At 60.3% G+C, this 13,661-nt stretch carries 9 protein-coding genes; 4 read left to right on the top strand and 5 right to left on the bottom strand.

What is annotated here, in order from left to right:
* The 5 genes from VNM72_03380 to VNM72_03360 form a co-directional block, all read right to left on the bottom strand.
* Positions 1-245 (bottom strand): malate dehydrogenase (locus VNM72_03380; protein HXF04439.1); only part of this gene is annotated, 245 nt, incomplete at its 3' end.
* Between the two features lie 102 nt (positions 246-347).
* Complete coding sequence (gene icd, locus VNM72_03375) at positions 348-1,595, bottom strand: isocitrate dehydrogenase (NADP(+)) (GenBank protein HXF04438.1); 1,248 nt, start codon at positions 1,593-1,595, stop codon at positions 348-350.
* A 151-nt stretch (positions 1,596-1,746) separates the two neighbouring features.
* Positions 1,747-4,515 carry a bifunctional acetate--CoA ligase family protein/GNAT family N-acetyltransferase gene (locus VNM72_03370; protein ID HXF04437.1) on the bottom strand — a complete coding sequence of 923 codons (2,769 nt, stop codon included), beginning with the start codon at positions 4,513-4,515 and terminating at the stop codon, positions 1,747-1,749.
* A gap of 9 nt (positions 4,516-4,524) precedes the next feature.
* Positions 4,525-4,929, bottom strand: coding sequence for a response regulator (locus VNM72_03365; GenBank protein ID HXF04436.1), 405 nt, complete (start codon positions 4,927-4,929; stop codon positions 4,525-4,527).
* Positions 4,930-5,306: 377 nt separating this feature from the next.
* Positions 5,307-6,710 (bottom strand): sigma-54 dependent transcriptional regulator, encoded by a 1,404-nt coding sequence (locus tag VNM72_03360; GenBank protein HXF04435.1) that lies wholly within the window; start codon positions 6,708-6,710, stop codon positions 5,307-5,309.
* Between the two features lie 76 nt (positions 6,711-6,786).
* On the opposite strand from VNM72_03360, the gene VNM72_03355 reads away from it, so the two are divergent.
* The 4 genes from VNM72_03355 (at position 6,787) to VNM72_03340 (ending at position 13,544) form a co-directional block, all read left to right on the top strand.
* Complete coding sequence (locus VNM72_03355) at positions 6,787-8,469, top strand: ATP-binding protein (GenBank protein HXF04434.1); 1,683 nt, start codon at positions 6,787-6,789, stop codon at positions 8,467-8,469.
* Between the two features lie 818 nt (positions 8,470-9,287).
* Positions 9,288-9,752, top strand: a complete 465-nt coding sequence (locus tag VNM72_03350; protein HXF04433.1) for a (2Fe-2S)-binding protein — start codon at positions 9,288-9,290, stop codon at positions 9,750-9,752.
* An 8-nt stretch (positions 9,753-9,760) separates the two neighbouring features.
* Positions 9,761-11,914, top strand: coding sequence for a molybdopterin cofactor-binding domain-containing protein (locus VNM72_03345; GenBank protein HXF04432.1), 2,154 nt, complete (start codon positions 9,761-9,763; stop codon positions 11,912-11,914).
* A 622-nt stretch (positions 11,915-12,536) separates the two neighbouring features.
* Complete coding sequence (locus VNM72_03340; GenBank protein HXF04431.1) at positions 12,537-13,544, top strand: phosphoesterase; 1,008 nt, start codon at positions 12,537-12,539, stop codon at positions 13,542-13,544.
* Positions 13,545-13,661 lie beyond the last annotated feature (117 nt).

Genomic DNA, 13,661 nt, shown 5'->3' with positions numbered 1-13,661 from the left:
GGCACGCCCGCCGTGATGACGACGACGTCGGAGTTGATCGTCTCCTTGTAGCCGTTGGATCCGACGACGCGAACATCCGCGCCGAGGACCGGAGTGGATTCGGCCAGATCGAGCGCCTTGCCTTGAGGCAATCCCTCGATGATGTCAACGAGGACGACATCGCCCAGCTCTTTATCCACCAGGCGATGGGCGACCGTCGCGCCGACGTTCCCGGCGCCGACCACAGTGATTTTCTTTCGCGCCATAATCTCCCTCCCCTTGCCCGCGACTGCTCGGGGGCGAAGCCCTGAGTGGCCGGGGGCTGGGGCGCGGTCTTTCCCGCTGGGGAACGGGAAAGACGGCGCCGCTCACGAACCCATATTCTCGATGATGGCGGTGGCGAACTCGCTCGTCTTGACCTGACGGGCCCCCTCCATGAGGCGGGCCAGATCGTAGGTCACTACTTTCTGCGAGATGGTCCGGCTGATGCCGGTCGTAATGAGATCGGCCACCTCGCGCCAGCCGATGTACTCGAACATCATGACGCCGGCGAGGATGACGGCGCTGGGATTGATCACGTCCTTATCGGCGTATTTGGGAGCCGTTCCGTGTGTCGCCTCGAACAGGGCGATGTAATCGCCGATATTGGCTCCCGGAGCCAGCCCCAGCCCGCCCACTTGAGCCGCGCAGGCATCGCTCAGATAATCGCCGTTGAGGTTGGGCGTCGCGATGACCGAGTATTCGTCCGGTCGCGTGAGAACTTGCTGGAACATCGAGTCGGCGATTCGGTCGTTGATGAGGATCTTTCCTTCGGGGAGCTTGCCACCGTACTTCTCCCCCAGTTCTTGTTCGGTGACGGTGATGTCGCCGAATTCCTCGCGGGCGACCTGATAGCCCCAATCGCGGAAGGCTCCTTCGGTGAACTTCATGATGTTGCCCTTGTGCACGAGCGTCACCACGCGCCGCCCGTTATCTCGTGCATAGCGGATGGCTTTGCGCACCAGCCGCTGGGAGCCGGTGATGGAGATCGGCTTGATGCCAATGCCGCTGTCGGGGCGAACGGTGTAGCCCAGGCTCTGGAGAAATTCGATCGTCTTCCGAGCATTCTCCGTCCCCTGCTGGAACTCGATGCCCGCGTAGACATCTTCGGTGTTCTCGCGGAAGATGACGACGTCGAGCTTCTCCGGGTGTTTGACCGGTGAGGGAACACCTGGATACCAGCGCACCGGCCGCACGCAGGCATAAAGGTCGAGCAACTGCCGCAGCGCGACGTTGAGCGAGCGAATGCCTCCGCCCACCGGCGTCGTCAACGGGCCCTTGATGGCCACGGTGAAATCGCGAATGGCCGCCACCGTGTCCTGAGGCAACCACTCGCCAAAGCGGTTGTAGGCCTTCTCTCCGGCGAAGATCTCATACCAGATGACGCGGCGCTCGCCCTTGTAGGCTTTGGCAACGGCCGCCTCGAAGACGCGATGAGCCGCTCGCCAGATATCGCGGCCCGTGCCATCTCCTTCGATGAAGGGGATAATGGGATTATCGGGAACGACGAGTTTTCCGTCTTCAATGCGAATCTTCTGGCCCTCTTGGGGCACCGGAATACCATTGTATGAGACCATAGGCACCTTCCTCTGTCATAAGTTCTGCCCGCTCAAAAAGCGGAGCACCATACCAATCCCTCCAAGGGGAAGTCAAGGAATTCCCGGAATTGGTGCAGCCTGTCCGCCCGTCGAGGGCACCGGCTGCGCTCTGACAGGCGTATGTTCATCGTCAACTCCTCCCTTGGGAGGAGATCGCTTCGGGCGAGAGGACCGGTGGCGGTGATCCGACGTCATATTCGGCTTTCACGATCCCGTCCTCGGCGATATAGCGGAGGCGAAATCCGAGCTTGCGACAGACCTGCTGCATCGGGAGATTTTCCGGGAGAATATCGCCCGTGACCCGGCCGAGCTTTTCGTGGGCCGCCACCTGGAGCAACCGTCGCAGCAACTCCGTGCCCAGACCGCGCCCTTGCATGTGATCGGCGACCACGATAGCGAACTCGGCGTCGGTTGTGCCGGGGATTTTCGTCAACCGCCCCACGCCGAGAATCTCGTGTTCTCCCGTTGAGGGATTTCGGAAATCGGCCACCAGTGCCATCTCGCGATCATAGTCAATGAAGCAGATGCGAGCCAATCGCTCATGAGCGATCCGATGATCGAGCTTGAGCAGGTGAAAGTAGCGAAGGTAGACGCTGCGATCCGAAAGCGTGTAATGGAAGGCGACCATCAACGGTTCGTCTTCCGGGCGAATGGGACGAATAGTCACGGTCCGCCCGTCGGTCATCGTCCACGCCCCCACGTACTGCGTGGGATAGGGACGGATGGCCAGCGGCGGAAGATCGGCTTCGTTCACATCGAGGGCGTGGAGTCGAATGGAAGCGTCGAGGGCGAGGAAACCTTCGGGAGTCGCCCGCAGAGGGTTGATCGCGATCTCCCGAATCCAGCGTTGTTCGGCCACAAGATAACTGAAGCGCACAAAGAGGCGTTCGAGTTCCAGCATATCCACCGATGCGCGCCCGTTGGCTGCGGTGAGAGCCCGGTAGATGCGGGTCTGCTCCATCACGCGCCGGGCAAGCGTTGTCGTCAGAGGCGGAAGCCCGAGCGCCCGATCTCGATAGATCTCCCCGGATGGTCCCCCGGAGCCAAAGACGAGCACCGGACCGAACTGCGGATCGAGGTAACTTCCCAGCAGGAGGTCGTAGCCGACCCACGAGATCATCGGTTGAACGGTGACGCCCTGAAAATGCTCTGCGCCCGCCGTCGTGGTGACGGCCGATTCGATGGCTCGATAGGCGCGACGGACCGCCTGCGCGTCACTGACATTGAGGTGAACGCCCCCGATGCTCGCCTTTTGCGTGATCGTGAACGAATGGAGCTTGAGGACGACGGGATAGCCGATCTCATCGGCCAGGCGGACGGCCTCTTCCTCCGTGTGCGCGATGCGCGTGGCCGCTGTAGGAATGCCATAGGTGGAAAGCAGGCGCTTGGACTCGTCTTCGCTGAGCAACGTTCGACCGACCGAGCGCGCGGCGGTGATGATCTCCTGGGCAGATGCGCGGTCATAGCTGCTGTCGGTTTCTGACGGCAACTGGGGCGTCTCGTAGAGACTGCGCAGCGTCGTGCTGTAGCGCCACATGGCGGTGAAGATACGGGCTGCCGTGTCCGGATAGGGGAACGTGGGAATACGTCCGCGATTGAGAAGAGCCTCCCCTTCGGCGACGGCCTCTCCTCCCATCCAACTGGCCAGGACGGGTTTCTTGACGCGGGCGGCAGTGTCCTTCACGCGCTCGGCTGTACGGGTCGCATCCGTCAGGGCCTGCGGCGTCAGGATCACGAGCACGCCGTCGGTCTGGGGATCGTGAAGAAGGATGTCCAGAGCGCGAGCATACCGCTCCGGATCCGCATCGCTGAGAATGTCCACGGGATTACCCCGGTTGCTGACCGAGGGTAGAAGTTCGGCGAGCGCCTCGAGCGTTTCGCATGAGAAAGTGGCGAGTTCGCCACCCTCGGCGAGAAAGGCATCGGTGGCCAGAAGTGCCGGGCCCCTGGCATTGGTGAGAATCGCCAGGCGAGGCCCGCGCGGGCGCGGCTGCTTCGCCAGGACTTCGGCCAGATAGAAGAGTTCGGCAATGGTCGTCACCCGCAACACACCGCACCGGCGAAAGGCGGCGTCGAGGACCTCGTCGTCACCGATGGGGGCCGTCGCCCGAGCTGTGGCCGTGCGACCGACTTTAAGCACAATGATCGGCTTGGTGAGAGCCACTTCCCGCGCCGCCGACATGAACGCCCGCGCCTGACCCACCGATTCCATGTACATGAGAATGGCCGTTGTGCCGCTCTGCCGTCCGAAATAATCAATGAGGTCGCCCCAGCCCACATCGAGCATTCCGCCGACCGAGGCAAAGCCGCTGAAGCCGACATTCTCCCGCACGCTCCAATCGAGAATGGCCGCCGCGAGTGCCCCACTCTGGCTGAGGAAAGCAATAGTCCCCGGACGCGCCGATGCGCTCAAACACGTGGCATTCAAGCCGATTCCCGGCGACATCACGCCGAGGGAACCGGGGCCGATGATCCGGAGTCTTCCCCGTCGTGCGTGGGCGAGAATCTTTTCTTCCAGGCGCGCGCCCTCAATTCCTGTCTCGCGGAATCCATCAGAGAGAAGGAGGGCGCCGGGCACGTCCGCCTCAACGCATTCGGCGATGACATCCGGCACGGCAGCGGCGGGCGTCGCGATCACTGCCAGATCCACCGGCTCAGGCAGATCGGCGAGACGACGGTGAACGGGCAGGCCCAGGAGCGTCGAGTGCCGGGCATGAATCGGATAGACCCGCCCCGCGAAGGGATGCGCCCGCAGGTTCTCCAGGACGCGACATCCCGCATCGCCAGGGCTTTCGCTGGCTCCGAAGACCGCAACGCTCCGGGGAGCAAAGAAAGCATCCAGAGGATGCCGGTCTTCAAAGAGTGAATGCGCCGAAGGTCCTGTTCGAGAACGAGTCATTTTCTGCGGTCAAGGACGGACGCGCTCTTCCACTCCCTGCCGGTGGGCAGGAGGCATCCTGCGATGCTGTAGAACCTGCTCGACTTCGCTGGAAAACACATCGAGATCGGACGATTTCAACAGGTAGCGGTCGGCCAGCCACGACGTGAAATCGTCCTGGAATGATGCATAGGCCGTCAGCAAGATGACCGGCAGATGAGGAGAGGTTGTCGCCAATCGTTGCAGCACCGTCAGGCCGCTTTCTGTGCCGAGCTTGACGTCCAGAATGACGAGATCAAATGCGCCTTGTTCCACCGCTGCCAGGGCCTCCGAAGCCGATGTCGCTTCGACGACGTCGTGTCCGTTGTGTCTCAAGACCGTCGCGTAAATGAGGCGCATGTTAGGGTCATCGTCTACCAGTAAAATCCTCGCCATGGGAGGCTCCTTTCGCTCTGCGCCTTTTACGGAACCTGTCCCGATCAGGACAGGCCGAAATGGCAGCTTTCTGGTCTGCCTGATCTCCCTCCATCGAGGCCTGAAAACGCGGTGAGACAGTCAGCCTCCACACGGTCGCTCTCCTCCTCGGCTTCCGGTCGTTCCCAGGCCATCGTCAGCCTACAGACCGCAGAAAAGAGGAGGCAATTCTCATACCGGAGTGAATCGAGGAGAGCGCGGCGAGTAACCGGTTATTTCTTCAGCGGGTAGCGGGATTCTGCGTCTGGTGCACGGTCCCCGTCGGGGTGAAACGACTCAACCGTGCGGGTGAAGTTCCCCACCCGGCAAATTTCCGACGCTCCCGCCCCCCACGCCTCTCAACTTGATGACGAGACGACGGCCTCGCGACGGATTCCGTGCTTTTTGATCTTGTAGCGAATGGCATCGCGGGAGATACCCAGCAATTCAGCCGCCCGCGTTTGGTTCCAGCCCGTGCGTTCGAGCGCCTGTCGGATCAGCTCTCGTTCGATCTCTTCCAGCGTCATCTGTCCCAGCGAAGCCGTGATCACCCCTTTGCTTTCGACCGGGCGCGGCCCGAGCGGCGGTCGGGCAATCCGATCATAGAGATATTTCGGCGTGAGGTAGGGCGATTCTTCAAAGATCATGGCGTGTTCGATGGTGTTTCTCAGTTCGCGCACATTCCCCGGCCAGTGGTATTCGAGAAAAAGCTTCTTGGTCTCAGGGGCCAGGCCGAGAATGTTTTTCTTCATCTTGACGTTGAAGTGCTTGATGAGGTGCTCGGCGATGAGCAGGATGTCTTCCTTTCGTTCGCGTAGCGGAGGAATGGTGATCTGAACGACGCTCAAGCGGTAGTAGAGATCGGCGCGGAAGCGGCCGGCGCGCACCTCTTCTTCCAGATCGCGATTGGTGCTGGCGATGATGCGCACGTCAACGGAGACGTTCTTGACGCCGCCCACGCGACGAAACTGCTGTTCTTCGATGACGCGCAGGAGTTTGGCCTGGAGACCAAGGGGAAGCTCGCCGATTTCGTCGAGCAGGATCGTTCCGCCGTCGGCCATCTCGAAGACGCCCTTCTTCTGGGCGCGGGCATCGGTGAACGCGCCTTTCTCATGGCCGAAGAGTTCGGTTTCCATGAGCGTCTCGGGGATGGCCGCGCAATTGACGGCGATGTAGGGATAGTCGGCACGGCGACTTTGATAGTGAATCGCTTTGGCGATGAGATCCTTGCCCACGCCCGATTCCCCCTGAAGCACCACGCAGGAGGCTTCGCTTTCGGCCACCCGCTTGACCACTTCCAGTAGCTCGCGCATCTTCGGGGAATTCCCCACGATCATGTCGAAGCTGAAACGCTTCTTCTGATAGGATTGGACGCGATGGAGCGTATCGCGCAGGTGACTCGTCTCCAGCCCATTGCGGACGGCGGCTTCCAGCTCATCGTAATTGATCGGCTTGCAGATGAAATCGAACGCTCCCAGGCGCAAGGCCGCCACGGCATTATCCACGGTCGTATTGGCCGTAATCATGATGACGACGGCATTGGGGTCCTGCTCCTTGATCTTCTTGAGGACATCAATTCCGGAGCCGTCGGGCAGCCGAATGTCGAGGATCGTCAGATGCGGCGCTTCCTCCTCGAAGCGTTCGAGGGCCTGAAGAGCCGTTTCAGCTTCGATGACCTCATATCCCCATTGCTCCAGCTTGGTGCGGAGCGACCAGCGGAGGAGGTCTTCATCGTCCACAATCAGTATCTTATGCTTGGCCATTGTCTTTCCTCATCAAAATTGACTCGGGTTATCCTTTGACGCTAAGATTGTTCGTCCTGATGCGCAGGGCGAGGTTATGGCGAGCCGTCACAAAGATTCCCGGGCCGTCAGCGTTCGGACGCCGACGCTGCCGGCCGACGCGGACACCCCGGCGGCTGTTCAGAAGCTCATGGCGCTGAGCTCGATCGCCACGGCGCTCAGTCATGCGCGTGAGCTGGGGCCGTTGCTCGATGAGATTCTCGATACCGTCATGCGCCTGTTTCATACCGACTTCGCCCACATCATGCTGTTTGATTCCGATGAGGGCGTGCTGCGCGTCCGAGCCGCTCGGGGAATGCCTCCCGATCTCATTCAGGGGATTGATCGCATGACTCCCGGCGAAGGGGTGGCCGGCTACGTCTTCGCCACCACGACACCGGTGGTCCTGCGGGATGCCGCGAGCGATCCTCGCATCACCCGTCAGGTTGTTCGAGAGGCGGGCGTGCATGCTCTGGCCTGCGTTCCTCTCATGGCCGGGGGAACCTGTATCGGCGTGCTGACGACGGCCACCCGCGATCCCGATCAGGAACTTCCGGCGGATATTGATCTGCTCCAGGCCATCGGCGATCAACTGGGCATGGCCATCGAGAACGCTCGCCTGTTCGAAGAAAACCTGCGCGCCCGTCAACTGTGGGAGAGCACCTTCAATGCCATCAGCGATGGCATCTCGGTTCATACGGCCGATCTGCGGCTGGCCAAGGTTAATCGCGCCCTCACGCGCATTCTGGATCTTCCCCCGGAACAGCTCATCGGGAAACCCTGCTGTCTGGTCATGCTCAATCGGGACCAGCCGCTGCCCGATTGCGCCGATCTCCGCGCGCTCAATTGTCCGCCCCATCAAGTGACCGAAGTCATCGAGCGCCCCAACGGCCAAATCCTGCGCATTACCGTTGATCCGCTCGTGGATGATCAAGGACGCGCCTACGGCTCGGTTCATGTGGTCTCGGACATCACCGAGCAGGTGGCTCTGGAGCGGCGCATTGCTCGCGCCGAACAGTTGGCCCTGATCGGCGAGCTGGCCGCCGGCCTGGCCCACGAGGTGAAAAATCCTCTGGCCGGAATCAAAGGCGCAATCGAGATCGTGCGCGATGGACTGCCGGAAGATCATCCCAGCCGCAGAATTCTCAATCATGTCCTGGAAGAAACGCTGCGCATTGATCGCATCATCGGCGACCTGCTCGAATACGCCCGTCCGCGTCCGGCCCATCGCACGCCAACCGATCTGAACGCCCTCATCGAGCGCGTCCTGACCACCGTCCAGATGCAAGCTCCGACCGATCGAATCACCTTTGAATTTCATCCTGCTCCTGACCTGCCGCCGATTACTCTCGATCCCGATGAGATCCAGAAGGTTTTGCTCAACCTTCTGATCAACGCCATTCATGCGATCAAGGATGAGGGTCGGATTGTGACCGAAACTGCTCGCGTGCCCGCTCGTGGGAGTCAAACCGGTGAGGCCGTCTCGATTTCTATCTCCGACACTGGCGAAGGCATCCCGCCGGAAAATCGGGAGAAGATTTTCCGCCCCTTCTTCACCACGAAAAAGCGCGGCACCGGCCTCGGTCTTGCCACGTGCAAACGCATTGTCACCTCCTACGGAGGAACGATCACCGTCGAAAGTGAGGTCGGAAAGGGAAGCCGCTTTACGATCATCTTGCCCTTGCATCCTGAACCTCTCGACCTCTCCAGCCGAATCCTGCGAACGGGTCCGACCCCCTAAGGCGATTCCCCACCTCACGGCAACATGTTCATTCAAACACCCTGACGTTCCAGTTTACGATTGTCATCTTCCACCAAGCAACAAGTATACCATTTCGCGGATCCTGGCCGGGAATTTTCCCGGTTTCGGGATGAGTGGAGGGAAGGGGCAGTATCTGGCCCCCACCTCGTTGGCAGGGAGAAACTTATTGGTGGCGGGCAGGGACTTCATTCCACATCTCCTTCCTCAGGAGGTGCAAACCATTGGGGCATCTTCGGCTCTTTGGGCGGGCGAAATCCCCCACTTTGGGTGAAATGGCTCGGCTATCAGTGCCGTTGCGGCCACTGCCCCGGCGCAATGAAGCTCAAGGCTTCGCTCGACGGGGCCCACATCCGTCGCTTTGCGAAGGCTTATGACTCTTCCAGATTCCGGTCATACTCTCAGCCGCCCGTCGAGGCGGTCTGAAGTTCGCGCCTGCGCTGGCGCGCACGCCCGGGGAGCACGGGTAAAAAGACTTCGCTCGGACGCAGCCGACAGATCATCTAACCAGCCCGGGCGGACGCATTCTGTCACGAATCATGCGAAACAGTGCGCTCATGAACTCTGATCGTGCCGATAAAAGACCTCTGGCGTGAGCCGATCTCCTTTGCGCCTGATTAACATGAGGAAGTGCATGTCGGCCAATCCGCTCACGGTGACCGAGGGGTTGGCCCGAGCGGGAGATGTCGGCTCGCTCCCTTAGGAGATCCCGGGGGGATCGCATCGCCCGGAGCACGACTCCCAGTTCAAAAAATTCGTTTTGACAGAAACATAAGCCGGTGTCTAAAATTATCGCCACTATGAAAGAAACAATCACTTTTCAACTCAACGGCAAACCGGTTCGCTTGGAGGTTGACGGCAATCGGACGCTGCTCTGGGTTTTGCGCACGGATCTGGGGCTGACGGGAACAAAGTTCGGCTGCGGTCTCAGTCTCTGTGGAGCCTGCACGGTGGTCGTCGGCAAAGAGGCCGTTCGCTCCTGCCAGCTTCCCATTCGAGAAGTTCGCGGCAAGGAGGTACTGACCATCGAGGGGTTGGCCAAAAATGGTAAGCTCCATCCCCTGCAGAAAGCGTTCGCCGACCTGGGAGCATTCCAGTGCGGGTTCTGCACGCCGGGGATGATCATGACGGCCTACGCGCTACTTTTGAAAAATCCCCGTCCGACGCGGGAGCAGATCATTGCCGGTATGGATAACAATCTCTGTCGGTGCGCCGCCCACTGGCGCATCGTTCAAGCCATCGAGAGAGTGGCTGGGACACGATGAGGCACACCATGAGACAACGACGAACAGACTCGGCGGCGACATCTTCGGCGTCGGGCCGGATTGCCCGACGTGATTTCCTCAAGCTGCTCGGCAGCGGCATTGTCGTTCTCTTCACGACGGACCTCTCGGATTGGGAGGATCTTTTGGGACAGGAATCTCGCGGTCGAAGCTATCCCACCGATTTCAATGCCTACTTGCGGATCGGTGAGGATGGGCGCGTGACCGTTTACTCCGGGAAGATCGAAATGGGGCAGGGAGTGGTGACCTCTCTGGCTCAGATGGCGGCCGATGAGCTGGGCGTGTCGCTTGATGCCATCACGATGGTCATGGGCGATACGGATCTCTGTCCCTGGGATATGGGGACCTTCGGCTCGATGTCCACGCGCTTTTTCGGTCCGGCCTTGCGAGCTGCTGCCGCCGAAGCCAGGGCCGTTCTTCTGGAGCTGGCCTCGGAGCATCTCCAGGTGCCCAAGGAAAAACTCACCGCGGACAACGGCGTGATCTTCGTCAGCGACGACAGGTCGCGGCGGGTGACTTACGGGCAGCTCGCCAGAGGACAAAAAATCATCCGTCGGCTCGAAGGAAAAGCCGTTCTGAAATCCGTTTCTGAATTCACGATCATGGGGAAGCCGACGCCGCGCCGGGATGCCATCGCCAAAGTCACCGGAGCTGCTCAATTCGCCGGCGATATTCGTCTGCCGGGAATGCTCTATGCGAAGATTCTCCGACCGCCGGCTCATGGAGCCCGCCTCAAGAGCGTGGACACGACAGCCGCCGAGAAAATCCCCGGCGTAACGGTTGTCAAAGAGAATGACCTCATCGCCGTGCTCCACTCCGATCCCGAAACGGCCGCTGCGGCGCTGGAGCAAGTTCGGGCGGAATTTGAGACGCCTCCGGCAACCGTTGATGATCGAACCATCTTCGAGCACGTGATCAAGAACGCTCCGGCTCCTCAGGAAAGAGAGCGAAAAGGGGACCTGGCCGAAGGCGAAAAGCTCGCCGTCTCGCTCTTTGAAGCGACCTATGTGAATGGCTACGGAGCACACGCGCCGATAGAGACGCATACGGCCGTGGCGAGTTTTGAGGGAGAACGACTGATCGTTTGGGCCTCGACGCAAACACCGTTTCCGCTCCAGCAACAGATCGCCCAGTCCCTCAATCTGCCGCTGGAAAAAGTTCGCGTGATCACGCCTTTTGTCGGCGGTGGATTTGGCGGCAAGAGCAATAACCGACAGGCTATGGAAGCCGCCCGCCTGGCCAAAATCACGGGCAAGCCCGTTCAGGTCATGTGGAGCCGCGAGGAAGAGTTCTTCTACGATACTTTCCGCCCCGCCGCCGTCGTCAAGATTCGTTCGGGACTCGACCGTCAGGGGAAGATTTGTTTGTGGGACTACCAGGTCTACTTCGCCGGGCCGAGAAGCGCCGAACAATTCTACGATGTCCCGCACAATCTCATGAGGGTTTATGGACGCTGGGGACAGGACCCCACGCGGGTTCATCCCTTTGCCACCGGCCCCTGGCGTGCTCCGGGAGCGAATCTCAACGTCTTCGCCCGCGAATCGCAGATTGATATGATGGCCGCCAAGGCCAAGATGGATCCGCTCGAATTTCGCCTGCACAACACTTCCGATGCGAGAATGCGGCGCGTTCTGCAAACGGTTGCCGAGCGATTCGGCTGGAAAAAGGCCGTGGCCCCCAGCGGACGCGGCGTGGGCATCGCCTGCGGCATTGATGCGGGAACCTATGTCGCCGAAATCGCCGAGGTCGCTGTGGATCGAGCGACCGGTCAGGTGAAGGTGAAACGGATCGTGTGCGCTCAGGACATGGGCCTGGTCATCAATCCCGATGGAGCGCAGATGCAGATCGAAGGCTGCCTCATGATGGGGCTGGGGTATGCGCTGACCGAGGAGATTCGCTTCAAAGGCGGCCAACTTCTGACGACAAACTTCGACACCTATCAGATTCCTCGGTTCTCCATGATGCCGCAGATCGAAACGGTGCTCATCAAAAACGACGAGCTGGCTCCCCAGGGTGGCGGTGAACCGGCCATTGTTCCCGTTGGAGCAGCCATCGCCAATGCCATCTTCGATGCCACTGGAGCCCGCCTCTTCGAGATGCCGATGACTCCCGACCGGGTGAGAGAAGCCCTCAAAAACGTCTAAGGCGGTTTGTAACCGAGTTTGCCCTGGGAGCGCCCGCCTCCTTGCGGGCAGAGGCGCGCAAGCAAGAATGTGCGCTCCCGGGTGCGGGCAATTGAAAACTGCAAGGGGATGTGAGGAGAAAGGAATTCCCTGCCTCATGATTCGCACGTTCTGTGTTTTTTGTGGTGTGTTTCTCGGTGTGCGGCAGACGAAGCCGACCGCAAGACGCGCTGAACACGCGAATAAGGCGACGAGATTCCGCGCCGGTATTGCCGATTTAGCCCCAACGCCGATCTCACGGCGATGCTGAAGCTGAAGGTGGCCGGTAGGAGACGGTCTGTGGCCTCCGGTGAATTGCATCGCCTTGCAAAGCAGTCTCGGCGGAGGTTCTCCTGAGGAAGGCTTCGCTCAATCTGCGTGCTCTTATCCTTCCGGGAACTCAAAGAGGCTTCCTCGCGTCCTGGCGGGCTTCATCCTCCGGGAGAGTCGGGAAGCGTACATGCGTGCCCGAAGAGCTTCCCCTCCGCGCGGATGAGCGGTGACCCCCCGATCATCTCTCCCGGCTCGTTAGGGCCGGTTATGCCGGGAAAGATTTTGCAATCGCGAAAGAGTCCGTGTATCATTGTCCGCTTTTTGTCGGGCTATGAAAGTCAAAGTTCTCTTTCACAACAACTGCTTCGATGGGATTGCCTCGGCGGCTGTCTTCTCTCGCTTCTATCGGGAGTGCATCAATGCGCAGGCCGAGTTCGGGTACGGCGGCCTCATGCACAAGGCCGGGCAGTTGTTCGAGGATACGCTGTTCGACGGCGATGAAAACGCCATCGTGGACTTCAAGTACAGTAGCTCGGAGAAGCTCACCTGGTGGTTCGATCATCACGAAAGCGCCTTCCTCACGCCCGAGGATGAAGCTCACTTTCGCCGGGATCGAAGCGGGAGAAAATTCCTCAACCCCGATTATAAATCCTGCACCAAGTTCATCGCCGATACGACCGCAGCGCGATTTGGATTCGATAGCACCCCCCTGGAGGAATTGATTCGCTGGGCCGACATCATTGATGGAGCGCAGTATGCCAGTCCGCAGGCGGCTGTGAGCGTCGAGGAACCGGCGATGAAGCTCCTGTTGGTGATCGAAGCCGGGCGCGATGGCCGGCTACCGGAGAAGCTGATTCGCGCCCTGCAGTATACGTCACTGGCCGATGTGGCCGCGCAACCGGAGATCGTCGCCTTGTTCGAGCCTCTGTATGAACGGCACCTGAAAGCCCTGGAAGTGATCGGTCGTATCGCCCGCTGTGAGGGAAACGTCGTTTTCTTCGACATCAGCGACTACGATCTGGAAGGCTACAACAAATTCATCCCCTATTATCTCTTTCCCCAGGCGACCTACAGCATCGGGGTGAGCCGTTCCCCGGTGCGGGCCAAAATCTCCGTTGGTTCCAATCCCTGGGCGCCGAATCCGCGCCGACACAATCTGGCGAAAATTTGCGAGCGGTATGGTGGCGGAGGTCACGCCGCCGTCGCCGCCATCTCCTATGCGCCGGACCAACTGGAGCTGGCGCGGCGCGTGGCGGCCCGGATCGTCACCGAATTACAGACGACGGAAGGAGAAACTACTCCCACCGATCAGAACCCACAGATGAAGGGCCACGACTGAAGCGGTTGTCGCTGGCTCTCTCCGCTGGAGAGGATCACGACTAAAATCACGGATGGCCAATCCATCCGCGCAGGGTTTCTCCCGAAAGCGGCGGGGAGGCTCAGAAAAACGCCTCCC

Source organism: Blastocatellia bacterium (assembly GCA_035573895.1).
GTDB lineage: Bacteria > Acidobacteriota > Blastocatellia > HR10 > HR10 > DATLZR01.
Note: the sequence above shows the minus strand (reverse complement) of the source record. Positions and strands in the feature narration are given on the sequence as shown.

What these genes read in the sequence shown, in the direction of transcription:
- VNM72_03360 (HXF04435.1), bottom strand. Translation starts at nt 6,710, where the DNA reads ATGGCCAAGCATAAGATACTGATTGTGGACGATGAAGACCTCCTCCGC.
- VNM72_03345 (HXF04432.1), top strand. Translation starts at nt 9,761, where the DNA reads ATGAGACAACGACGAACAGACTCGGCGGCGACATCTTCGGCGTCGGGC.
- VNM72_03340 (HXF04431.1), top strand. Translation starts at nt 12,537, where the DNA reads ATGAAAGTCAAAGTTCTCTTTCACAACAACTGCTTCGATGGGATTGCC.
- VNM72_03355 (HXF04434.1), top strand. Translation starts at nt 6,787, where the DNA reads ATGGCGAGCCGTCACAAAGATTCCCGGGCCGTCAGCGTTCGGACGCCG.
- VNM72_03350 (HXF04433.1), top strand. Translation starts at nt 9,288, where the DNA reads ATGAAAGAAACAATCACTTTTCAACTCAACGGCAAACCGGTTCGCTTG.
- VNM72_03365 (HXF04436.1), bottom strand. Translation starts at nt 4,929, where the DNA reads ATGGCGAGGATTTTACTGGTAGACGATGACCCTAACATGCGCCTCATT.
- VNM72_03370 (HXF04437.1), bottom strand. Translation starts at nt 4,515, where the DNA reads ATGACTCGTTCTCGAACAGGACCTTCGGCGCATTCACTCTTTGAAGAC.
- icd (HXF04438.1), bottom strand. Translation starts at nt 1,595, where the DNA reads ATGGTCTCATACAATGGTATTCCGGTGCCCCAAGAGGGCCAGAAGATT.